The organism is Anaerocolumna jejuensis DSM 15929, from assembly GCF_900142215.1.
In the GTDB taxonomy this organism is placed as follows: domain Bacteria; phylum Bacillota; class Clostridia; order Lachnospirales; family Lachnospiraceae; genus Anaerocolumna; species Anaerocolumna jejuensis.
In genome coordinates, this window is the sequence record NZ_FRAC01000008.1 from 139106 (window position 1) to 162396 (window position 23291).

Here is a 23291-nt window from a genome sequence, read left to right on the forward strand (position 1 = left end):
TTGATTCTGGTGCCATATGCTAATCACCAGAATCAAATTAAATATAAAAAACAGGATATTCCTTTATTCACCGGGTAACGATCTCCCTTTGGATAAAGGTAATCCTGACACTTTCTTTATATTCTTACCACTGCATTATACCTTTCTGCACTGATAATCGTATGCTTCAGCAATTCTATTGTTGTAACCGTTCCTACACCTCCCGGTACCGGCGTTATTGCCTGCACATAATCCGCCACATCATCGTACTTCACATCACCGCAAAGCCTGCCTTCTTCCACATTGATGCCTACATCAATAACAATTTGGGATGGGTTTGTAAATTCTCTGGTTATCATATTGGCAGAGCCTGCACAGGCAATAAGAATATCAGCTCTCCGGCATTCCTCCGGCAGGTTTTTTGTTTTACTGTGACAAATTGTGACAGTGGCATTCTTTTCAAGCAAAAGTATCCCCAGGGGTTTGCCCACTACCAGGCTTCTTCCTACGATTACCGCTTTCTTTCCTGCTAAATCCACTTTATAATAATCCAGAATTTCCATGACTGCCTGTGCCGTACAAGGCGGATATCCGTTTTTCTCTCCGGAAAACAAACGTGCCATATTGGTCTGGCTCATGCAATCAACATCCTTGTCCCCATTGATAACCGACTTTATTTTTTCATATGACAGATGCTCTGGAAAGGGTCTGAAAAGTAAGATTCCATGGACATTATTATCATTGTTCATTTTCTTTATTACTGCCTCGATCGTTTCCTGTCTTACATCGTAAGGCAGTCCGGTTACCTCGGCAACCGCATCCAGGGAGGAAAACTTTTTGATGATGCTCCTTTCATAGGAGATGTCATCCTCATTATTACCGATTCTGATAACTGAAAGCTTTGGTGTAATTCCTCCCAGCTTTAATTGATTTATACGTAATTTGAAAGCTTCCGTAAGGGAATTTGCAACAGGCAGTCCTCTCAATTCCATCATCAGACACACCTCAATTCATTTAATATTTCCAAATAGACTTTTTCACAGCGGCTGCAGGACTGCTCAAGAAGACTGGTTGTTTCGGCATTTATCTTTGCCGCATATTCCCTGTCTTTCATCAATTTTGTATTAATATAAACATTCATGGCAGCACCTTCCAAAGCAGACCGGCAGGCAGAAGCCGCCACTCCAACATCACTTAGAGCCATTCTTGAACCTTTGCTTTGCAATTCTTCGATAATGCCAACAATGCCGCTTACTTCTCTGATAATATCCAGCGGAACCGAACATGCGCCAATGAGTGCTTCCTCCAATATTTTATCTCTGTCAGGCTGGTCTTTGGGAATACGGTAAGCCTCCGCCAGGGGAGCAAATACTTGCCCATCCTTTTCAATCAAATGTAACAGCTTACCTATAGAGATTTTGGTCTTTTCTATCACCTTATCAATATCATCCTGATATTCCGCATATTTTTTCTTGCCTGACGTTAAATTTGCCACCATTGAGCACAGCGCAGCACTGACAGCCCCTATCAACGCACTTGCCCCACCTCCGCCAGGAGTCGGTGCCTGGGAGGATAATTCATCCAAAAATCCGTTTATTGTATTTTTCATAGTTACCTCTTGTTATATAAAATTTGCCCATTCTGCCAATTGTCCTCAACTGCAGGAAGTCTGAAAATTCAGTGCATAGAAATTTCCGCAGTAAACTTGCAAAATATATGGGTATTAAATCGTTTTAATAATATTATTCTACCACAGACTTTTATGGCATTAAAGAAAGAAAATGGATTTTTTAGCTAAGCCTCCAATAACTGAATAATAGCATCACTGCTGTCACCTATTATTTCTACTTTAACTTTGCTTCATGTTCCATTCTTTCCCATTCCTCATTCAGAAGATTCAGGATTTCTTTGGAAGCATCCAATTCCCCTGCTTCTTCTATCTTCTGAATTATTGCCCTTGCGGCAATTCGACGGATTACTCTTTTGGTAATGTCAGTCGCTTCACTGAATAATATTGTTATCATTACAGAGTATAATCCACTGAAGGTTAATGTATCGCAGTCCTCCATGGTTTTCAGCGGAGTAATTGAGGATACCCCTCTTTGTTCCAATATACTTTCCCATTCCAATGGGTTTTTATCAATCCAGTTGAGTAAACGGATTACTTCTTCTTCGGAATTTTCTTGATTATGCATGAGCTCCTCCATTCATATGTTAATATAAGGTAATACATTTTTATCGAATGAATAATGTAACTAATCAGTAACAAGAAATAACTTTATTTTAATTATATAACATGGGTTTTAATTAACTCCACACAATTACACTATATTCATTATTATACATCATAAAAAAGAAAGGCTTTGATTACCGCACCACTGAGACGGTAATCAAAGCCTTTCAAAAAATAGTTCTTTCGGGTAATATTCGTTTCTGGCATCATAACTTAATCTCAGCTATTATCTATGTATATATAGGGTATAAAATGCAACGAAGCTAGTTTCATGGAGCTGTGTTTATTTTTGTACTCCAGATATACATTCAATAAACATGAAATTGATTAATGATTCACAACCCTGTTTATTACTTCCAAAATCCCCATACCTTCTGCCCCATATTCCATGTGTCCAAATTCTATTTGACACTTTATATAAGTAATTTATATAATAAAATTATTCTTACCTTAATTACTTTACTTACTTGGGATATACTATATCAATTTGGATGGAGTGAATAAAAATTGAAAAGTGCAAAAGTGTGGAAGGTTGTTTTTCTCACCAGCTGTATTATTTTAATTTTAAGTCTAATGAGCCTATACATAGTTTATAGGAATTTTTTTGATTCTTCCTGGGTTTCTATCTATAGTAAAATTATATATTTAATAGTTTCCATTTGCCAGGCTCTATTTATTTTTAGTGTCCTCATTTATATCGTTTTAAGAAAACATCATAATACCCAATGACAATGGACCTTATATTTTCCCGCTTTATAAAAATAGCATGAAACCAATAGTTTTGGCATAATTGAAATTACTGAAAACAATTATAAACCTTTGGCTCATGCTATGAATTTTTGAACTGTTTTGTTATACGTTGGATTATCCATGTTTACTGCGAATTTCCTAATAACCAATCATGGGTATGGATTCCGGCAGTCTGGAATAGGGTTCTGCTTCCCCGTTCTTTACCTTGTAAAGTATTTTTGAGGTCTCATATGCGGCATCCATCAATTCCTTATAGGGCTGCATACAGATATCCACCATACCGATCTGGTAGTTTTCCCCGTCATATCTTCCCAGGCAGAACTGGTCGTTGTACTGGAACCAATGAGCGCCGACCCCGTAAGGATGTGCGGCAGCTTTTTCCACGAAATGCCTCCACATGACACCCCTTTCCTCCTGATTTTTTACACCCTTAAGCCCCGTAGCAGGTAATCCCCGGTCCAGAGCTCCGCAATGGTATTCTCCCAGTAATATAGGTAAATCCACACCGGCTTTCATTACAAAATTCATATCCCTGGAAGGGTCAAAGTCATAGCAGTTAATGGAGAAAACATCAAAGTATTCCCAGCCTGCCATCATATCAGCATTATAGGCCTTTGACCAGCGAAGTCCCAGATTCAGATGGTTTTTATCTGCCGCCCTGCATGCCAGAGACGGAATTTTGATATATTCACGAATCAGGTATTTTGAAAAATTTCGGATATCCTGCTGTGACTTTGGATAATCCGCGGAGCAGCAGTCTATGGGTTTCCTGAAATCGTCAAAGCTTTCAAAAGCAGAAGCCCAGGCTTTATTTAAGACTTCGATTGAACCGTAGGTCTCCTTCAGATACCGGATTAAACCAAGCCGGCAATAGGTCTGTTCGGGATTATGCAATACCTCATCCGCAATAGCAAGCCCCTCAACAAAGTTAAATTCCGGCTCATTTCTCAGGAAATAGCCAATCAGCCATACATCCTCTTTCCACTGTGAAAGATATTCCGCATATTTTTCCGATTTTTCATGGTATTCCAGAGAAAGCACATCGGGGAAATCCCTGAATATCAGAGTGCTTGTTGTGGGAAAGCCCGGCAGCTCACGTACATAAGGCAGCTTACTCCTGCCATTATTCACACACAGTCCCGGAAAATTTCCCTGGGAATTGATTCCGTTTCCCATCAGAATATTGTGGGAAATCTCCTCCCATTTCTCCTTCCAGCTTTCACCATACACTCTTTTCAGGTTAAGTGCCGTAAAGCTAAGCATCTTATAGGTGTCCGGCGGCATATATGCTGCACGGCGCATGGTCCCCGTCATATACAAATCCTTAAATTCAGGGTCATTTACATCCGGAAGCCAGTCACACACCTGCTCAAAGCTGTCAATACGGCAATGGTCTCCCGGATTAGTCCCGCAGGGACCCAGGGAAAAGTAATCACAGCCGTCAGGGTCCACAAGATGCCAGCGTCCATCCTCTGATTTGAAGGTTGAAAAATAGCCGGTACCTTCTTTTAATTTTCTGCCGGCATCACCGCCCCACCGGTTCCATTCCGGAAAAGGATATTCCGCTTTCTTCTCATAGCCTTTCAGCCTTGTCTTCAATTCCTCCATGGAATGGATTTTTCCGGGCCATTCCTTCTCTTTCCACTGCCCGAACTCATCCACCAGCTTTCTTTGCGGAAGGGGGTATTCCTCCGGCCTTTCATCCGTCAGGAAGAAATTCTCAAGCCGCACTTTCACATCATGAAAGGTCTCTTCCATTCCCAGTTCAAATCTGTCCACCGAATTAATATCCGTACGCTTGCCGTGGATGACCAGTTTCAGTGTACCCGGAGTACGATTGGTGAAAATAGTACTGTTATCCAGCAGGTCAAGATCCAGGCATATCCTTGTCTTGAACCCCGGAAGCAGGCCAAAGCGCATAAATATCCTTTCCTTTTCAGCGCCCGGTAAATAGCACCGGAACATCATTGCTGCAGAATGCTCTTCCAGCACCTCAATATCACCTGCAAGGTACCTCTTTCCGGAGCCCTTGATTTGAGGCAATGTTAAACCGCCTCCTCCGGCACCCAACACAATTGTACAGTTATCCGTACCTAATGAAATAAAGGCTGCATTCCGCGTTACAGAATTTTCAAAGTTTACCTTCATTTGCATTCTCCAATCCTCTTATTATTAGAACAAATTGACCCAATATATTATCTGCCTGCCTTTTCTCTGGTAGACCCTGACGGTTTCTCAAACGCCATATCTACCGGAAATACCTGCGGCAGTATATTTCTATTTAATTTAAATGCATAATTTTAACCTAAGTCCGGTTCATCCCAAAGACTTATGGTTTCCGTATGTTTACCTTCGGTTTCAAAAATTAAAATAGTATTTTTACCTTTCATTAATAGCGGTGCTGGTATATACAGCCGTTTCTGGGGACCAATTTCCCAGAATCGTCCGATATGAAAGCCGTTTACCAGTACAATTCCTTTTCCCCAGCCTGAAAAATCCAGAAACGTATCTGCTATTTCATCCGTTTCAAAAGTAAATTCATAAAACCCGGGAGCTCCCTCTTTCAGTGAAAGTTTAAAATCAAGTCCCGTTAGATCTTCCATGGGAAGACAATACTGTTTCCAATAATAATGCTGATGCCCGTTAATCTGTACTCCTCCGTCGATTCCCTTTCTCTGGTGTTCCAAGGCCGGGCCAAAATTGACACGTCCCATGTTTTCCACCAGAATATCCAGTACTTCACCCTTTTCCAGGGAATTTTCAAATTCATGCTCTGACAGGAGTTCCCTGTCATACAGTGTAAGAACCGGCTTCTTATCTACAAAAATATTCGCTCTGTCATTAGCACCCCACAGACGGATTTTTTCAATATCCCCTTCCTTCTCCAGTATACTTTCGTACAGAATATAGCCATAACCCTGGTTCAGGCGTTCCATTGACTGTGGTACCAAATTTTCTTTTGGATGTGCAAGGTTATGCAGATTCTCAAATAAGCCTGTCTTTCTGACTACCTGCAAGGTTCCATAAGCTTTCCGTTTAATTTCCGTTGTCAGTTCCACAGCAGGAATTTCCGCATATTTGCTGATGACTTTTTGAAAAGCTTCGTATTTGGGTGTAATTCTTCCATCCTCTGTCAATAAGGCATCGTAGTCATATGAAGTTACATCCGGTGTCAGTTCATCATAATAATTGGCACCGCTTGTAAATCCAAAATTGGTTCCTCCCTCAAACATGTAAATATTTACATGGCCTTCCGACAGGATTTCATCCAAGTCTTTCACATGCTCTTCCAAATCACCGGTCTGATGACACGCTACCCCCCAGTTATCAAACCAGCCGACCCAGAATTCCATGCACATCAGCGGCTGATTGCCTATCTTTTTCCTTATTATGGCAAACTGCTCTTTCCCTTTAGAGCCAAAATTTCCTGTTTGCAGGGCACCATCCACCTTACCGCATTCAAACGCATCCCCCCAGGGACCGTCCGAGGTAACAAGGGGAACCTCACAGCCATTATCAATCATCAGCTGCTTGATATATTCCATGTATGCCCCATCATCACCATAATAACCATATTCATTTTCCACCTGCATCATTATAACAGGACCCCCACGGGTTATCTGCAAGGGAGCAATGACCTCAAACAGCTTTTCAAAATATTCCTTTACATGCTTTAAAAAGGGCGGATACATGCAGCGAATCCTCATGCCCTCCTCTTTCATAAGCCAGTATGGAAGCCCCCCAAACTCCCACTCTCCGCAAATATAAGGCGAGGGTCTGAGTATTACCATCAATCCCAGCTCCTGGGCAATTTTTACATAACGTACAATATCAAGTATCCCTGTAAAGCTAAATTGTCCTTTTTCTTTTTCATGGAGATTCCATGGAATATAAGTTTCAACCGTATTACATCCCAGTTTCTTCAATTTTTCCAAACGGTCAAGCCAGTATTCCGGTACTATCCGGAAGTAATGCATGCCGCCGGAGATAATCTTTGTTTTTTTTCCGTCCAGATAAAACTCATCCCGAATTTCAAATTGATGCATCTTTTCCTCCTGTCCGGGCAAATAATAACTGCCCCTATATTTCATTTTGTCATTTTCGGGAAGAATTTTTCCCTTATCATAATTAAAAAACGGGGATACCAGTCCTGCACATTTTGTCATTGCAGACTTTGGCATCCCCTTTTTCCGGTAAACAACCAATTAAAAAATATGCTTAGAGGAAGTTATACTATTTACTCTGAGATTTCTTAAAAGCATCAAGGTCTGCCTGAATCGATGCTTTTACATCGTCATAACCGGCAGCTTTAACCTTTGCCCTCATCTCATCGATTTTTTCTTTCGGATTATCAAACTTGCCCCATGCCAGCTGCGGCCAGTATTCTGAAAGTACACTTGCAATAGCAGCCTGCTCTGTATCAATTTTATCCTTGTTAATGATCAGATTTTCATATTCATAATCGTATGCAATTTTATTAAGGCCTTCAATCATATCCGGACGGCCGGACCAGGTAAAGCTGTTAACAAGTTCCAGATCGTCGTTACGTCCGCACCAGTAATCAGACCCTAAAGCATCCGTACTTTGATCATAGCCTTCCGGATAGCCCAGTTTACCGTCATCGGTAATAACATAGTCCGTACCTTCAATACCATAATTAATCAAACGGTAGCATTGTTCGTCATTACGAAGCAGGTCATATACCATTAATGCACGCTCCGGATGCTTGGAATTGGCACTGATTGCAGCGGCACCATGGGTTTTTAAATCCTTGGCAATATTGCTGTTTTCTGAACCGAAGGCATACATTTTAGAGTCGGAACCAGCTTGTTTCGTATCCATATTAGGCTTAACCTGTGAATAGAAGGTCTGGCTGTGGTGCTGGTCAGCACCTGAAGTTCCGGCATAAAATTCTTCTCTGCTGTCTCCGTCATAGTTCAGAACATCTTCACGCCATACTCCCATGTCATTCCATTGTTTCATTAAATCTGCTGCTGCATAAATCGTATCGTCTTCCATAAAAGGAGCTGATACCGTAGCATCATCAGGCTTTGTAGACCAGATAGCGTAATTGCCTGCATTAACACCGATCAAGTTGCGGTAATTTGTATGGGACTGGATATAAAATCCCAATAAATCTCCTGAATTTTTACCTGCATCCCAGGGGATTACACCGTCTTTATTGTCTTTAATATATTTAAAATATGTTGTAAGATCTTCGAATTTGCTGACTGTTCCATCGGTTAAGCCTGCCTCTTTTGCCCAATCTCCACGATAGAACATACCATGGTTCGTATACTGGGTATAATGATCCTCCGGAATAAAATAAACCTCTCCGTTATATTTGCAGATGTCCCAGTCTCCGTCAGCGCTGACCTGCTCATAAGTCTTTGGAGCATAGGTTTTCAGCATATCGTCAGACAGCGGTAAAAAGGCACCCTTTTGGGTATTCTCCCATGCATAAAGCCAGTCTGTAGCCGTTGTGATAATATCCAGGGATGTATCACCGCTTAATAACTGTACATTATACTGTGTCTGCCAGTCAGCCCACTCTACATAAGTTAATTGCAATTCAGCATTCACTTTTTCCGTAAGTATCTTATTCAGTTCCTTTAACATAGCCTCAAGTCTTCCGTTTGTAGGCTTGTTACCGAGCACAAGAAAATTAATCACTTCATGCTTGGAAGTATCAACTGCAGAGTCCTTACTTCCGTTGTCTTTACTTCCGGTATCGCTCTTTCCCTGATTTGTAGTAGATGCGTTATCACTGTTGTTTTTATTACCACCCCCGCTACACCCAGCAAGACTCAGCACCATAATTACTGAAAGAATCATTGCCATAATTCGTTTTGTCATGCTTTTCTTTCTCATTAAAAATCCTCCTCTGATAAAATAATTTATATGAATCCATCCTATGGAATCCACATCAGCCTTTCACTGCTCCAACTGTAATACCTGAAATAAAATACTTCTGTACAAAAGGATACAGGAATATAATGGGACCGGTTGCTACTACAGCCGTAGCCATTTTCAGCGTATTGGACGGCAGATTCGTTATCGAAACATTTGCACCTGCCAAAGAGCTTTTTAACGCATTTGCCGTATTGATTATATTATAAAGGTAATATTGCAATGGCTTATAAGTCACTGCTGATCCAAGATACAGAGAGGATTGGTACCACTCATTCCAATAGCCCAGAGCCAGAAACAGTCCGACTGTTGCAAGGGCTGGTTTAAGCATAGGAAAAATGAGTGATATGAAAATCTTAAAATCTCCTGCACCGTCTATCTTTCCTGATTCCGTTATTTCAAAGGGCACTGATTTAGTAAAATTCTTCATCAGGATAATCAGCCACGGTGTCATTAACAGCTGCAGGAATACAGCCAGATAGCTTCCTTTCAAATGCAGGTATCTGGATACCCAGATAAAGGTCGGTGCCATACCTGCTGAAAACAATGTTGTAAAATAGATAAAAAAGGAAAGCATATTGCGGAAATAAAAATCTTTTCTCTGCAGTGCATAACCGGTCATTGCTATCAGAAACAGACCTACCACCGTACCGCAGACAGCCATAATAATTGTTACGGCATAAGAGCCAATTATCATCTTCGGATAGCGGAACACCCAAATGTATGATGAAAGGGTGAATCCCTTAGGCAAAAGCCCGAAGCCTTCTTTGCTAATGACAGACTCCGTACTGAAGGAGGCTGAAACAATCAAAATAAAAGGAAGAAGGCATAATAATGTAAATAATAAGATAACAATATAAGAAATAAATTTTATAGAAACCGTGCTTCTGCTCTGTTTGATTTTTGTTCTGTTGTTTTCCATCCTGAAACCTCCTAGAATAATGCGTAATCCGGATCAATCCGCTTTACCAGCCAGTTGCTTAACATAACCAGCGTAAATCCAAAGATAGACTGATACAGACCAACTGCAGATGAGGTAGAAAAATTATTTTGAGACATCATCATACGATATACTGATGTTTCAATAATATCTGTAGTTGCGAATAATTGAGAATTGTTTCCGACAAGATTCCAGAACAATCCAAAATTACCTTTCATAATTCCGCCCAGAGCAAATAGTAACAGAATAACAAATGTAGGCTTGAGACTTGGAAGAATGATATAGCGGATTCTCTGCCAGCTGCTGGCGCCATCTACCTCGGCAGCCTCCACCATGCTTGAATCAATACCGCAAATAGCGGCAAAATATACTACTGAGCCATAACCCGTTGACTGCCATAACTGGCAGAAAACAATAATAAAAGGCCAAAGACCTGCACTGCTGTAAATTTTAAGAGGATTCCCCCCAAAAGCCTTAATTGCCGTATTTAACGCACCGGTATCATAATTTAAGATATTAAAAGCAATGGCTCCAATTAGAACTGCGGATATAAAGTAAGGCAGAAACATAATTGTCTGAGAAACCTTTTTGAACCATTTATTCCTGATTTCATTCAGCATGACTGCTAAAGTTATCTGAAAAATATTTCCAATAATAATGAAGGCCAAATTATACAAAAGAGTATTTTTTGTCAAATGCCACAATTCTCCGGACTTTACCAGGAACTCAAAATTCTTAAATCCTACAAAAGGGCTGCCGAAGATCCCATCTCTGAAGTTATAATTTGTAAATGCAATATATACACCCGGCAATGGTAAATAACTAAAAACGATAAAAAATACAACAGCCGGCATACACATTAGTAGCAAGGTCTTGCTATCTTTCAATATATTCCACATATTTTTCTTAGGGGCCTTTAATGCAGCCGCTCCTGTGCTGTTCTTCTTTGCTCTCACATTTTTCTCCTCCTACTTTTGAAATCGGTTTCAAATGATTCCTAAAAAATGGATTTCCTTAAAATTATCCAATATTTCTCTAAATACTACCAGTATCAATAAATTTAGCCAAATTCCCTAATGATAAAAACAGTATATAGTAAATATTTTTTTGAAACCCATTTCATATAAATTATTATATTCTCCTTTTTGTAGTTTGTCAACAAATAATATAGATTTTTTTTAATAAATATGTGCAAACGTTGATACGGCCTAAAAATAAAGAACCGCCCATTGTGCATTTTGCACGTTTAAGCGATTCTTCTTCTGCCGTTATTATCGGGGATTTTACTGCTCTATGCTCCTGCATGATTCCCTGATCACCAATTCAGGTGGAATCAATTGTAATTTAAGTGGTTTTTTCCCCTCAAGTGCTGCAATTGCAGTATCAACCAATGTATCACCAAATTTATCATAGTTATAACCCATATCAGTTAAACGAGGTGTGCAGGAATCTGCAATAAAAGTATTATCAAAGCTTGCTACGGAGATATCTTCAGGGATTCGGTAAGAATGCTGGCGTATTGACTGCACTATTCCAAGAGCCGTAAAATCGTTTATTGCAATAACGGCACTTGGCAATTCCATATTGCTTGCAAACAACTCATCCATGGCTTTGAGACCGCTTTCAACGCTATACCCCTGGGTCTCTACCATATATTCCTCGCGAAAGGGTATTCCATATTTTCTTAGGCTGCTGCGGTATCGAACACGTTTGGCGTATGTAGAATTAACATCCTTCCTGCCGCCCATTATGCAGATATTCCGGTGCCCGTTACTGATTAAATATTCCATTAAAATATCCATTGCCTGGGCTTCATCAATATTTACCTGGTAACAATCGCTGCCATCTAATTTACCGGTAATTACCACAGGAGTTGTATCAGCAATCTGGTTCATCTTTTCAACATAGGCCTCGTCTGAAACAAGCTCATCTACTTTACCGCCCATCAGAATCAGTGCATCAACCCTTTGTTCAAACATTTTCTGCAAATGATACTCTTCCAGATTCATATTATTCATGGAATTACTGAGCAAAAGTATATATCCTCTTTCACTGGCCGCCCGTTCACACTCCACTGCAAGGTTCGCATAGAAGGGATTGCGGATATCCGGTACCAGCAGCCCGATTATTTTTGACTGAGTACTGCTTAATCCGCGAGCCATTGCATTGGGGCTGAAACCATATTTTTGAATTAGTTCTTCGACCTTTATTCTTTTCTCATCGCTCACATTTGCGTTATGCGTCAAAACACGTGATACAGTTGCCGGAGAAACACCTGCTTCCTTGGCAATACGATAGATACTGACTCTTTCTCTTCCCATAGATTCTCCTGTGAATTATTGATTTCCTATCAGAACATAAGTATAATATACGAAACTGATTTTCACAATAGATTTCCAGTATTTTGTGTAAATCAAAGGCGGTTGCTTACAATCTGATGCTGTTGATTTTACCTGAACTTTTTTACCATCTTAAGTTTTGTGCTCGAGTATTTTAAAACTCATTATACCACATTTTTTATGAACTTGGAATTTATTACTTTTGTATACTATATTCCAAACAACGGCTTTGTTTTGCTGTTAATAATAATTAACTAAGTAACAATATGGATTTAACATAGTACCCTTAATATTTTCCAACTATCTTAAGAATATCCTCTCCATACTTATTTACCTTTGCTTCCCCGAATCCGGCTACGGATGCCAGCTCTTCTTTCGTTCGTGGCATTTTGCTTATCAAATCTCTTAACTGATTATCATTACAGATATAATATGGCTTAATCTTTTCTTCACGGCTCTTTGCCAAACGATACGCCTTCAACTCCTGAAAGATTTCTGAATCTTTCAAACCGGTATCCGTGATTGCAGCTGCAGCTGTCTTGTTCTCAACTGCCTCGGCTTCAATCGGCTGAGCAGCACTGTCTCCCATTCTATATGTATCATATTTACTGGTATAATCCTTCTCGATTTCCTTATGTAATTCCAGATAGGAGTTTGCCCAGGTAAGAAGTCCCTCGTCCGATTCCTCAACTGCATTGGATTGCTTATATCCCTCTTTTATATAGCTTATTAACTGGTCTGCACGGATAACCCTGTCTTTTACTTCCTTTTTAGCATATTTGGCATTCAGAACAGTCTTAGGATTTGCTAATACAACTACAGATTTATTAAAATCCTCAAAGCATCTTTCAAACATAAGCTTTGCAAGGATATTATTCTTTTTGTCTGTTTTAATTTTCTTGATCAGCTCTAAATGACGCTGGTTTTGAGTGATGGGAGAATAAATGCCTTCCTTCTTCCTTTTCCCGTCGAATTCCATGGTCCGAATAAAATCTCCTGCATTATTGATTTCAATATTGCCGTATAAATTCTTGCATTCGATGATAAAACAGATTTTCCTTGTAAATACAAGATAATCTATCTGCGCACTTAAATCACCGCATTCCAAATAAATGTCATGAAGCACATACATTGGCATATGGCTGTTTTTTAATTCAAAGGCTATGTTATTCTCTCCGGATATCCCATATTCGAGGTACTTTATATCCTGTTTGATTTTAGCTTGCCCTTCTGGATTTAGCAGTGGCTCCAGCTTTTGTAATTTTTCTAATTGTATTTGGGCATTACTGCTCTCTTTCAAAAAAACTGGTTCTTTCATCCGATTAAATAATCCCATTAAATATTTCCTCTCATCTTTTCTGTAACATAGTACCACTATACCATGTTTTTCCTGTAGTTTAAACCCTTAAATTGTATATATATGGTTGTCGATAGTTGGTATAATACTTTAATTATAGTATTCCAATATATCAATATTCAGCTAATCTGGCTTTGGCTTCTACATATATAAAAAACCTTCAAACTAAAAATGCAGTCTGAAGGTTGGTTATAATTATATTATATAACTTGTTAATTTCCCGGTATACACATAAAAATTTATCTGACACCACAATATTTATTCCACTGAGAACATCCAGTTAACACCAAATCTATCCTGCAAGTGCCCATGAAGCTTTGCAAAAAAGGTGGGGCTAAGTTCCAGATATATCTTCCCGCCATCTTTTAACGTATACCATGCCTGCTGTATCATTTCTGCATTACCCGATGTCAGGGTAATATACATATTGTTTCCGAAGGTAAGCGCTTGTCCGCTGTCTGCACACATGATTTCTGTTCCGTCAATGACAAGCCTTGAATGCAGGACAAGGTTCAAATCCTCTTCTGCTACCGGAAAAGCGGGATTTTGAGGCATATCTTTATATTTCTGTAATCCGGTTACTTTTGTACCAAAAGCCTTTTCATAAATATTCAATGCTTCTTCACAGTTCCTGTTAAACATAAGATAATGACCTAACATATCAAATACCTCATAATTTTATTTTTTTTTAATATATGTTGAATTTCTCACTCTCATGGCTGACCAATCATCATCCAGTGAGATAAGTGATACACCTTCAAAGCCGTAAGGGAGGAGTGCTTCTCTTAAGGTATCCCTGTTGCAATCACACTTCTTATATTTCTTTGAGGTTCCCTTGGGATAGCAAATCCACAAAAATCCGTCACTCTGGATTGCACTTGTCAGACGCTGTCCTATGTCCGTAATTTCCTTTTGAGAATAAATAAATATCTGAATATAAGAATACTGACCATTGATGTCCTTCTCTACCATTCCATCATAGCCGCTTAAAACCTTCAGAAATTCTTCCGGGGGGTTCAAAACGGCAGCTATGTTGTACTTCTTTATTTTAAGTTTATCCAGAACGGTTTCATCCATTTTTGCTGCTCCTTTTATATTGATAACTTTGATAGCTCTAAGGTAGTAGAATATAACTGATGCTGCTATACATTTTCATCAGAAAATGGTGTAACTCCCATATTCATAGAAATCATCTCCAATACATTGACATTCTATGCGTATTAATTTATCTGATTTTTGCTGAATACCTATTTATGTGCGCCTGCGAGCCAGTCCAAAACCTGCTCCGCAGATTCCTCCTATGATATGGGCTGCATGGGCCACTCCATCCTTTGCTCCGATACTTAATACCTCACCTCCAAGATAAACGATGATGACCAATATCAGAGTGAGGGGGATTTTTCCATCCTTCATGCCAGACGCAGAGGATAGGACTATCATCATGAATACAATACCACTTGCACCTAATAAGATACTCCCCGGGTACAAAATAACATAAAATAATCCTGATACAAGGGCTGTAATGGCAATCATAAAAAGGAAATCCCTTGATTTATATTTTTCCTCCAGTATAGGCCCCAGAACCAGAAACAGAACCATATTTCCGGAATAATGGCTCCAATTTCCATGGCCAAGTACATGGCCGAACAGTCTGAAATAAGTCAATGGGTCCATCCAGGAAGAACGGTATACGCTAAACAGTAAATTCGTGGACAGTCCTCCTGTTAAATATCCCAGCAGCAGTACTGCCAGGGAAATAAACGTAAAAGTCAGTGTCACCGGTGAATTATATTGGAATTTTTCAAACAATCTCTTCATTTTATCTTTTCTTCATCCTTTAGCTTTTTAGTCCTTTCGCTTTCCTTCGTATTTTCATCAAAGGGATAAAATTTATTTTAACACAAACTTTTTCTTACTTCAATCAGTGTAGATAATTATGCCCAGGATATTTCCGGCTTTTGGCTGAAACACAGGGGTTCCCAGTGCATATTGGGGTACGGTTAGGTCTTCCCGATAGTTATATTTGAATGCATCAATGCGGTTATGCAAATCGTGCATGCATATCGGACGCCTTAGGCAGTACTTAGAACGAAAATAAGCTCCAAGACATTCTGGCTGTAACTCACCTGAGAATCTTGGAGCTATTTCACGATTTATTAAGTTTAAAAAAGAAAGGATTAAGTTTTAATTAAGCATCCCGTTTTTATATTTAGACCATTTCATTTACAGTTTTATATTTGTAAATTTTTTCAGCATGGTTTTGTTCTTCAGTCTGAATGTCATTCAAAAGTTTTCTGACATCGGAATTTCCAAACTGGAAAAGGTCATAATTATAAGCCGATGCAACATATTTCTCGGTAGTAATAGCATCCGTGCATAAAAACTTATCATTGTCCTTATCTGTCTGATTAAAGCTGCCGGCATAGGATGCTGTCGGATTATAATCTTTGCCTGCTGTGTCATTGGAATTAACTGAAGGTACTGTTCCATTAAGGAGTTGTGCTAAGGAATCAAAATGCTTCTGCTCTTCCTGCTTAATAGATTTGAATAGATTTTTTAACTCTGTATCTTTCGCAGAATTCTCATTTTTTGCATACTTTTCAATGCATAATTTTTCCTGATCCTGTAAATCTCTTAGAATAAAGCGCTCTTTTTCTGAAATATTAATCATATCAATTTTGTATATTATAAGTGATTTTTTATATGATTGAATTCACCTATAATACAATCTCCTTTTATATTTTTCAATCCAACTATATTATTATTAATTTTAAGGTAATTATTCATAAATAAGGTAATTGATGGATAAATCCTCTCTGCATGGTATTTTTTTTCAAAAGTTGGGGTAATATTGTTAAAAACCGGCTGTCAAAATCACATGCCGGTAAATCACATCAAACTCCTTAATATGATAAAAATTTATACATTTACCTCAGCCTGATAAAACTTTTGCCATACTGCTTTTATTGTCTATAGTTATTTTTTGTGAGTATGGATAAAATAAAAATTGTAAAAAATAAAAAAAAGTGAGGTATTACGCATGTATTATTCCAGTGGAAACTATGAAGCATTTGTACGCCCTGAAAAACCCGAAGGGGTTGACCGTAAATCCGCTTATATTATCGGTTCCGGTCTGGCCGCTCTCTCTGCGGCATGTTTTCTTGTTCGTGATGGGCAAATGGACGGGAAAAGGGTACACATTCTCGAAAAAGATCCTATTCCTGGCGGTGCCTGCGACGGCTACGAGTATGAAAACCTCGGATATGTAATACGTGGCGGCCGGGAGATGGACAATCACTTCGAGTGTATGTGGGATTTGTTCCATTCCATCCCCTCCATTGAAACCGAAGGTGTCAGCGTGCTAGACGAATACTATTGGCTTAACAAGCATGACCCGAACTATTCTCTGATGCGTGCTACGGTTAACCGTGGTGAAGATGCCCACACGGACGGCAAATTCGGCTTGTCAGAGAAAGGCTCAATGGAAATTATGAAGCTTTTCTTCACACCGGATGAAGATCTCTACGATAAACGAATCACTGAGGTTTTTGACAATGAAGTTCTGAATTCAAACTTCTGGCTGTACTGGCGTACCATGTTCGCTTTTGAAAACTGGCACAGTGCACTTGAGATGAAGCTTTACATTAAACGTTTTGTTCATCACATAGGCGGGCTGCCTGACTTCAAAGCTCTTCGCTTCACAAAGTACAACCAGTATGAATCCATGATTCTTCCCATGATTAAGTATCTTGAATCCTTTAATGTCCAGTTCCATTACAATACCAAGGTTGTAAATGTAGAATTTGATATCCAGAAAGATAAGAAAACAGCTAAGCGTATTGTTGTTAACCACGACGATGTTGAGGAATATATTGATTTAACAGAAAATGATTTAATGTTCATAACAAACGGCGGCTGCGTTGAGAATTCCAGCCTCGGAAGCCAAGATAAGCCCGCTTCCTTTAAGCATGAAATTAAAGCAGGCGGCGGATGGGATATGTGGCGTAAGATTGCGGCACAAGATCCTTCATTCGGTCACCCGGATAAGTTTTGCAAAGACCCGGAACAGACCAATTGGATGTCCGCTACCGTAACGACACTGGATGATCGTATTCCTCCGTACATCCGTAAGATCTGCCAGCGTGATCCTTTCAGCGGCAAGGTAGTAACCGGAGGTATCGTCACTGCCAAAGACTCCAACTGGCTGCTCAGCTGGACCTTTAACCGCCAGCCTCATTTCCGTAATCAGCCAAAGGATCAGCTGGTAGGATGGATTTACGGTCTGTTTAGTGATAAGCCCGGTAACTTTGTCAAAAAGACAATGCGCGAATGCACCGGAAAAGAAATCTGTATGGAATGGCTGTATCATATGGGAGTTCCTGAAAGTGAAATCGCAGATTTGGCAGAACACAGCGCAAATACAATTCCCTGCATGATGCCTTATATTACCGCCTTCTTCATGCCCCGCAGTGCAGGTGACCGTCCTGCCGTTGTGCCGGAGGGCAGCGTAAATTTCGCATTTCTCGGACAGTTTGCTGAAACAGTTCGTGATACGATCTTTACAACCGAATACTCTGTCCGCACCGGTATGGAAGCTGTCTACACGCTTTTGAATATTGACCGCGGTGTACCTGAGGTCTGGGGCAGCACCTACGATGTACGTGATTTATTGAACGCTACCGTAAAAATGAACGACGGTAAAGGTCTTTCTGATATGGATCTCGGATTAAAGAGAAAAATTGCTCTGAAAGAGGCTCTTAAAAAGGTAGATGGAACCGATATAGAAAAGTTGTTAAAGGAATATCATATTATCTGATTTTATCAGTGAAACAGGAAAAGAGGAAGCTGTCTGCTTGACAGCTTCCTCTTTTCCTTCTATAGCATCCTGATTATCCAGCCTTACCATTTTCGTATTAATTGTTTTTACTACTCTCCAAACATCTTTTTAACTACGCCTGCTATCAAATCACCAATCAGGTAATATCCTTCCCTGGAACAATGCAGCTGGTCCCCGTTATAAGGATATGGCGTGATATCTGTGTATTCCTCCAGCACAACTGCCCCATTTCTCTTCTGATAGTAAGTCTTTCCCCTTTCATAGGAAACCCTTTCCATCGAAACGGGATTTCCCAAAGGGTCCAATAAAAAGGGGGAGTAATTTTCATTTGCTTCTTCCCGGCAGGCACCGTAGATACTCCAGGTATACTTATTTATTCCGCTGTTATGCCATAAGTCACAGACAGCAATGTTATTTCTTTGTGCAACCTCTTTCATCCTACCGGAAAGGGACTCCATTGTTCTGCCTGTTCCTGCCGGGAATTCTCCGTAACCGTCCGCATCAATATATGGATAACGTCCGGCACAATGGGGTGTTACAATTAAAAGCCGGCAGGAAAGATTTTCTGCCTTCCTAAGTTCCTCGTATATTCTGTTAATACAATACTGCATCATACCTGCAATCGTAATTCCTGTTTGATTCTCTGGGGAATAGCATTCTCCTGGAATCCCATCCGGTATGCCTCTGTTATTGTAACCGGCATAAAAAATAATCAGATCCATCGGACGGACAAGCTCTGAGGACAAAGGAGCCAAGTTTCCTTCCGCCCCTACCCCTCCATCAACTATTTCCAACATGCCAAGGCCTCCTTTGCAGTGACGGTGAACATTGCACTGCAGTTTTTCCGCAAGTCTGGCTGGCCATATACCAGCTTCCGTCATACTGTCGCCCATGCATAAGATATTCCTTTTTTTCATGTTTTCCATGGGCTACTCTTCTTTCCCATCCGCATATTGAATACCCGCCATCTGATGACCTTCTATTTTTTCTACCTGAAAACGAATATAGCCATTCTCCTGTGTAAAGGCTGCCGGTTCTTCCTCCGGCAGTAAATATACTCCTGAAACCTTTCTGTTACCTGTAAATATACGAATTTCCGTATGGTATAAAGGAATTACATCTTCTATCGTTGAAATATCCTCCGAACGTTTTTCCGTTATGTAATGCAATAGATGGAGTATATCCCGATGAAAGTCCTTTTGGGTATTTAACGTACATAAAAGCGTAGAAGGGCCGTTATGGGATACCAATGGATTAGGAAGCAATATATCCAGCATGTCTTTTACCATTTGTTTACACCATACCGCCGAATTTTTTCGATATAATCCAAACAGAGGGTGGGCGCAATAAATCACATTCCCCTTTCTGGTAACTTCCGGCATATGGACCCTGCCGGAGGACGGAGCATGCTGGTGGCTGCAGAACTTCTCTCCTCCCCGTTCAAAATAAGGCGCTATCCGGTCCATTAATACTTCTGCCTGTGCTGCTTCTATATCATTTCCTCTTTCATACATTACAAATTCTTCTTTTGGAAGATTCTTTCCGATGATATCGTTTGGCATTACAAATTCACGGCTGAATACGGACCTGCCCATGTACTTTATGCCGTAAAGTCCGCTAATACCATCCTCCGGCAGGCAAGCATCGTAGGTGCCAAGAAGGCAGCCTCCCTTACCGACGTAGCCGGATAATATGGTTTCCAGTCTTTTGCTGTAGGGGATACCATCGGGTAAGATAACGACCCGGTAACCGTCAAGCTCCGCATCCGAATCCACAATATCAAACTGACAGGACAATTCCTGCAGCATTCGGACGGCACCAATCAAGGCTTTCGGAATGACCAGGTCTTTTACGGTATGGTCTAAATATTCTACCGGTGTCAGAATTGCAATCTCTGATTTTGCTGCTGCTCCTATGCAGTACTTTTCCTTTTCGGCAACACTTTTATAAACACTTCCAATCAACTCATAGGTAGCTTTCGAAAGCTTTCCCAAAGGATGCAGCTGGTCCCCCACCGAGCAGCCGGTTCCCATTGCAAGCATCTGGAAGCACTCATATTCCAAGGCCGCTTTATTCTTTAAGGAATGAAAATCCCCCCAATAGGTATGGAATTTACCGGTCATTCCAATAATCTCTTTGCCGAGTGTTCTGGCATAACGGACAACCGCAGGGAAATGGTCATATCCCCAGCTGCCGCTGGGAAGCGATTCCAGCTCCAGATGGCTGTAAGCGTCAAAGGCTCTTTTGGAATCTGTGTCAAAACGGGAGTCATTATAAAATATCGATATCCCCGGTGCATTTGCCCAGATAAATTCCGATATTTCCTCCTTGAATTCCTCCAGCATAATTGCCGCATAGCTTTCTCTTTCTTTTTTGCTGTCTGGGTCTATATTGTGCTCCAGCATTTTTTTACGGCAATGGTCACAGCAGCAATCCACCTGTACAACAATATCCATGAAAATGCCATCCAGATTATCCGTTCCCACCACATCGATAATATCCAGTAAATGCTCCTTCAGGAAATCACGGTATCCGCTGTTAAGGCAGATTGCATTATAAAAGTGGGGCTCCAAAACCTCCTGCATATTGATAAAATCGCCCTTCTCATCCACACAGAGCCATTCCGGGTGCTCTCTCATAACTCTGCCATCCCATCGGATCGTAGTATATACAGGCACTTTAATGCCATTCCTGTGGCAGGCCTCTATCTGCTCCAGCAGCAGATTATGATTGGCAAGCTCCGGATGTATCAGCTCAGGGAATTTCTTTGACGGATAATAGAGCCATCCGTGATGGCATCTTGCAAAGCAGGTTATTGAATCTACATAAGCCTCCTTTAAGGTTTGTGCAAACTCCTCCGCCTGAAAATCCTTTCCAATATCCTGAATATATTCACTTGTATGAAAATCAAGGTGAACCTGTCGGTATCTTAATTGTTTCATCTGTTATACCTATCCATATCGCAAGAGGGCTTACGATACTGCCGCTATATATGGGTTGAAAGCCTTTTTCGCGGTATCCTTTCTGTTTTATATTTACTTCCAACCTTAAACCTTTTTTCTTGTCAATCCGGTTTTCCTATTCCTTCACTGCTCCGGCGGCTAAGCCTCCTTCCACCTTTTCCTGGAACAACAGGTAAAATACCATGGGGACGGCTACGGTTATTACAATGGCAGCCATTAACAAGCCATATTCCGTTCCTCTTTCCCCGTTGAAATTCAATATTCCCAGAGCTATGGGCTTTAAATTCCTGTTCTTAATAAAGAGAAGGGGGAAGAGCACATTATTCCAGCCATTCAGAAAATTGAAAATGGAGACCGTTGCAATTGCCGGCTTGGTAAGCGGCAGCATGACGCGCATATATACCTGAAAATAGGTGGCACCATCCATAAATGCAGCTTCCTCCAGGGATTTATTCACACCTTTCATATAATTCGTAAGGACAATGATGCTAAAGGGCAGATTAAAAGCTACATAGACCAATACCAGAGCCAGTATATTATCCGAAAGCTTAAATACTCCGATTATGTAGGAGATAGGAACCAAAACCGTATGCATGGGAATCATCATCCCAAGCAGAAAGAAAACCGATATGAATCCATTGAATTTAAACGCGAACCTCGACAGGACATAGGATGCCATAGAGGAAACCACTGCAAGAAGAATAACGGAGGCTCCCGCCTGAATGAGACTGTTCAAAAAATAGCGGCTCATATTGGCACCTTTCCAGGCTCCCACATAATTGCTCCATTGCAGGGATTTTGGAAATGCGAAGGGTGCTGAGAATATCTCAATCTTGGTTTTAAAGGAGGATAACAGGGTAAAAGCCATGGGTGCTGCAAAAACCAAGGCCATCGCTATTAGAAAAAGATACATTACCGTCTTTTTTACTGATAATTTCTTAACCATTTCTTTTCACCTTCCTGTCTTCCCGGCCCTTCATAAGCCCATTGCTCAATAAGGTCCCTATCAGGCAGATGCCGAATATGATAACGCCGATTGCACTGCCCGTACCATAGTGCTTATATTTGAAGGACTCATTGTAGAGTAAGGTCGTAGGTAAATTAGTCAGTCCGTTAGGCCCTCCTCCGGTCATTGCAAAAACCAGATCAAATACCTTAACGGAACCTATAATATCCATTAAGATACACATGAAAATCGTAGACTTCAGCATAGGTACCGTAATAGAAAAGAATTTTCCCAGGGAATTGGCTCCGTCAATAGCTGCCGCTTCATATATATCAGAGGGTATGGTAGTAAGCCCTGCCAGGATAATGACCATATAATATCCGATACCGGCCCATATATTAACAAAAATAATGGCATTCATAGCCGTTTTTGTATTCACCAGCCAGGGTGTCACCAATTGCTCCAGGCCAACCATACTGAACAGGGAATTTAAGGCTCCGGTGGGCATAAAAACAAAATACCACATGAGGCCGACTGCTGACAGGGGGAATACGGTTGGTACAAAGAACAATACCTTAAATATACGGTATCCTCTGCATTTAGTATTAAGAGCCACTGCCAGAAGCAGGGCAATGGGTGTGTGAAAAATCACACTGAATACGACCATTTTCAGCATATTCTTTAAGGCCAGGATAAAATCCGGATTGGCTGATACCTCAACAAAATTCCGAAAGCCTACAAAATTAATCTTGGAACCGGCTATCCCATTCCAATCCACCAGGGAAAAATACAGGGCTCCAAACAATGGCGCTATCTGAAATACAATGTAAATGAGCAAGGCAGGCAGAAGAAATAAAGAAACCCCAAACACCCGCTTTTTATTTCTTATTTTAATCATTTTAACCTCTTTCTAATATCGGGGATTCCAGGCCTTATTTATTTCCGGGATGTCCGGGCCTTTAATATCCGGGATGTCCAAGCCGTTTTTGATATCCTGGATTTCTAAGCCGTTTTAGATATCCGGGACATCTGTCTTT

Annotated in this window: 19 protein-coding genes; 1 reads left to right on the forward strand and 18 read right to left on the reverse strand. The window is 40.5% G+C overall.

Annotation, left to right across the window (positions count from 1 at the left end; translation table 11 throughout):
* Positions 1-116: 116 nt before the first annotated feature.
* The 14 genes from BUB77_RS06790 to BUB77_RS06855 all read right to left on the reverse strand — a co-directional run bounded on the left by BUB77_RS06790 (position 117) and on the right by BUB77_RS06855 (position 16179).
* Positions 117-974 carry a bifunctional 5,10-methylenetetrahydrofolate dehydrogenase/5,10-methenyltetrahydrofolate cyclohydrolase gene (locus BUB77_RS06790; RefSeq protein ID WP_073274180.1) on the reverse strand — a complete coding sequence of 286 codons (858 nt, stop codon included), beginning with the start codon at positions 972-974 and terminating at the stop codon, positions 117-119.
* Positions 974-1588 carry a cyclodeaminase/cyclohydrolase family protein gene (locus BUB77_RS06795; RefSeq protein ID WP_073274182.1) on the reverse strand — a complete coding sequence of 205 codons (615 nt, stop codon included), beginning with the start codon at positions 1586-1588 and terminating at the stop codon, positions 974-976. Before BUB77_RS06795 ends, BUB77_RS06790 begins: the two co-directional genes overlap by 1 nt.
* Positions 1589-1823: 235 nt before the next feature.
* On the reverse strand, positions 1824-2174 hold the full coding sequence (locus tag BUB77_RS06800; protein WP_073274183.1) for a hypothetical protein: 351 nt from the start codon (positions 2172-2174) through the stop codon (positions 1824-1826).
* Between the two features lie 926 nt (positions 2175-3100).
* Complete coding sequence (locus BUB77_RS06805; protein WP_170866602.1) at positions 3101-5110, reverse strand: beta-galactosidase; 2010 nt, start codon at positions 5108-5110, stop codon at positions 3101-3103.
* 152 nt (positions 5111-5262) lie between these two features.
* The gene (locus BUB77_RS06810) at positions 5263-7008 is read right to left on the reverse strand and encodes a glycoside hydrolase family 35 protein (RefSeq protein WP_073274567.1); all 1746 of its coding nucleotides are present in this window, start codon (positions 7006-7008) and stop codon (positions 5263-5265) included.
* A gap of 187 nt (positions 7009-7195) precedes the next feature.
* A complete protein-coding gene (locus BUB77_RS06815) occupies positions 7196-8833 on the reverse strand; it encodes an ABC transporter substrate-binding protein (protein ID WP_084123961.1) in 1638 nt (545 codons plus the stop codon).
* 55 nt (positions 8834-8888) lie between these two features.
* Positions 8889-9794 (reverse strand): carbohydrate ABC transporter permease, encoded by a 906-nt coding sequence (locus BUB77_RS06820; protein WP_073274187.1) that lies wholly within the window; start codon positions 9792-9794, stop codon positions 8889-8891.
* An 11-nt stretch (positions 9795-9805) separates the two neighbouring features.
* Positions 9806-10768 (reverse strand): ABC transporter permease, encoded by a 963-nt coding sequence (locus BUB77_RS06825; protein WP_242962409.1) that lies wholly within the window; start codon positions 10766-10768, stop codon positions 9806-9808.
* Positions 10769-11095: 327 nt separating this feature from the next.
* Entirely contained in the window at positions 11096-12133 is a 1038-nt protein-coding gene (locus BUB77_RS06830; protein WP_073274188.1) for a LacI family DNA-binding transcriptional regulator, read from the reverse strand.
* A gap of 304 nt (positions 12134-12437) precedes the next feature.
* Positions 12438-13487 (reverse strand): HRDC domain-containing protein, encoded by a 1050-nt coding sequence (locus tag BUB77_RS06835; RefSeq protein ID WP_073274190.1) that lies wholly within the window; start codon positions 13485-13487, stop codon positions 12438-12440.
* Positions 13488-13766: 279 nt separating this feature from the next.
* Positions 13767-14168 carry a VOC family protein gene (locus tag BUB77_RS06840; RefSeq protein WP_073274192.1) on the reverse strand — a complete coding sequence of 134 codons (402 nt, stop codon included), beginning with the start codon at positions 14166-14168 and terminating at the stop codon, positions 13767-13769.
* An 18-nt stretch (positions 14169-14186) separates the two neighbouring features.
* Positions 14187-14585 (reverse strand): hypothetical protein, encoded by a 399-nt coding sequence (locus BUB77_RS06845; protein ID WP_073274194.1) that lies wholly within the window; start codon positions 14583-14585, stop codon positions 14187-14189.
* A 174-nt stretch (positions 14586-14759) separates the two neighbouring features.
* Positions 14760-15326: a rhomboid family intramembrane serine protease gene (locus tag BUB77_RS06850; RefSeq protein WP_073274196.1), complete on the reverse strand. Its 567-nt coding sequence runs from the start codon at positions 15324-15326 to the stop codon at positions 14760-14762.
* Between the two features lie 391 nt (positions 15327-15717).
* On the reverse strand, positions 15718-16179 hold the full coding sequence (locus BUB77_RS06855) for a ferritin-like domain-containing protein (protein WP_330392512.1): 462 nt from the start codon (positions 16177-16179) through the stop codon (positions 15718-15720).
* A 369-nt stretch (positions 16180-16548) separates the two neighbouring features.
* On the opposite strand from BUB77_RS06855, the gene BUB77_RS06860 reads away from it, so the two are divergent.
* Positions 16549-18324: an oleate hydratase gene (locus BUB77_RS06860; RefSeq protein ID WP_073274198.1), complete on the forward strand. Its 1776-nt coding sequence runs from the start codon at positions 16549-16551 to the stop codon at positions 18322-18324.
* Between the two features lie 110 nt (positions 18325-18434).
* Here BUB77_RS06860 and BUB77_RS06865 read toward each other — a convergent pair whose 3' ends face one another.
* From BUB77_RS06865 to BUB77_RS06880, 4 genes are all read right to left on the reverse strand, one after another.
* Positions 18435-19142, reverse strand: coding sequence for a hypothetical protein (locus BUB77_RS06865; protein WP_139241127.1), 708 nt, complete (start codon positions 19140-19142; stop codon positions 18435-18437).
* A 132-nt stretch (positions 19143-19274) separates the two neighbouring features.
* The gene (locus BUB77_RS06870) at positions 19275-21287 is read right to left on the reverse strand and encodes an alpha-amylase family protein (protein ID WP_073274202.1); all 2013 of its coding nucleotides are present in this window, start codon (positions 21285-21287) and stop codon (positions 19275-19277) included.
* 136 nt (positions 21288-21423) lie between these two features.
* Positions 21424-22254: a carbohydrate ABC transporter permease gene (locus BUB77_RS06875; RefSeq protein WP_073274203.1), complete on the reverse strand. Its 831-nt coding sequence runs from the start codon at positions 22252-22254 to the stop codon at positions 21424-21426.
* Positions 22247-23152 carry a carbohydrate ABC transporter permease gene (locus BUB77_RS06880; RefSeq protein WP_073274205.1) on the reverse strand — a complete coding sequence of 302 codons (906 nt, stop codon included), beginning with the start codon at positions 23150-23152 and terminating at the stop codon, positions 22247-22249. Before BUB77_RS06880 ends, BUB77_RS06875 begins: the two co-directional genes overlap by 8 nt.
* Positions 23153-23291: the final 139 nt, after the last annotated feature.

Bases quoted from the DNA above. Each gene is read 5' to 3' on its own strand.
- BUB77_RS06830 (WP_073274188.1), bottom strand. From the start codon at position 12,133: ATGGGAAGAGAAAGAGTCAGTATCTATCGTATTGCCAAGGAAGCAGGT.
- BUB77_RS06875 (WP_073274203.1), bottom strand. From the start codon at position 22,254: ATGGTTAAGAAATTATCAGTAAAAAAGACGGTAATGTATCTTTTTCTA.
- BUB77_RS06865 (WP_139241127.1), bottom strand. From the start codon at position 19,142: ATGTTGGAAATAGTTGATGGAGGGGTAGGGGCGGAAGGAAACTTGGCT.
- BUB77_RS06790 (WP_073274180.1), bottom strand. From the start codon at position 974: ATGATGGAATTGAGAGGACTGCCTGTTGCAAATTCCCTTACGGAAGCT.
- BUB77_RS06820 (WP_073274187.1), bottom strand. From the start codon at position 9,794: ATGGAAAACAACAGAACAAAAATCAAACAGAGCAGAAGCACGGTTTCT.
- BUB77_RS06860 (WP_073274198.1), top strand. From the start codon at position 16,549: ATGTATTATTCCAGTGGAAACTATGAAGCATTTGTACGCCCTGAAAAA.
- BUB77_RS06800 (WP_073274183.1), bottom strand. From the start codon at position 2,174: ATGCATAATCAAGAAAATTCCGAAGAAGAAGTAATCCGTTTACTCAAC.
- BUB77_RS06835 (WP_073274190.1), bottom strand. From the start codon at position 13,487: ATGGGATTATTTAATCGGATGAAAGAACCAGTTTTTTTGAAAGAGAGC.
- BUB77_RS06850 (WP_073274196.1), bottom strand. From the start codon at position 15,326: ATGAAGAGATTGTTTGAAAAATTCCAATATAATTCACCGGTGACACTG.
- BUB77_RS06810 (WP_073274567.1), bottom strand. From the start codon at position 7,008: ATGCATCAATTTGAAATTCGGGATGAGTTTTATCTGGACGGAAAAAAA.
- BUB77_RS06870 (WP_073274202.1), bottom strand. From the start codon at position 21,287: ATGAAACAATTAAGATACCGACAGGTTCACCTTGATTTTCATACAAGT.
- BUB77_RS06845 (WP_073274194.1), bottom strand. From the start codon at position 14,585: ATGGATGAAACCGTTCTGGATAAACTTAAAATAAAGAAGTACAACATA.
- BUB77_RS06855 (WP_330392512.1), bottom strand. From the start codon at position 16,179: ATGATTAATATTTCAGAAAAAGAGCGCTTTATTCTAAGAGATTTACAG.
- BUB77_RS06880 (WP_073274205.1), bottom strand. From the start codon at position 23,152: ATGATTAAAATAAGAAATAAAAAGCGGGTGTTTGGGGTTTCTTTATTT.
- BUB77_RS06795 (WP_073274182.1), bottom strand. From the start codon at position 1,588: ATGAAAAATACAATAAACGGATTTTTGGATGAATTATCCTCCCAGGCA.
- BUB77_RS06805 (WP_170866602.1), bottom strand. From the start codon at position 5,110: ATGAAGGTAAACTTTGAAAATTCTGTAACGCGGAATGCAGCCTTTATT.
- BUB77_RS06815 (WP_084123961.1), bottom strand. From the start codon at position 8,833: ATGAGAAAGAAAAGCATGACAAAACGAATTATGGCAATGATTCTTTCA.
- BUB77_RS06840 (WP_073274192.1), bottom strand. From the start codon at position 14,168: ATGTTAGGTCATTATCTTATGTTTAACAGGAACTGTGAAGAAGCATTG.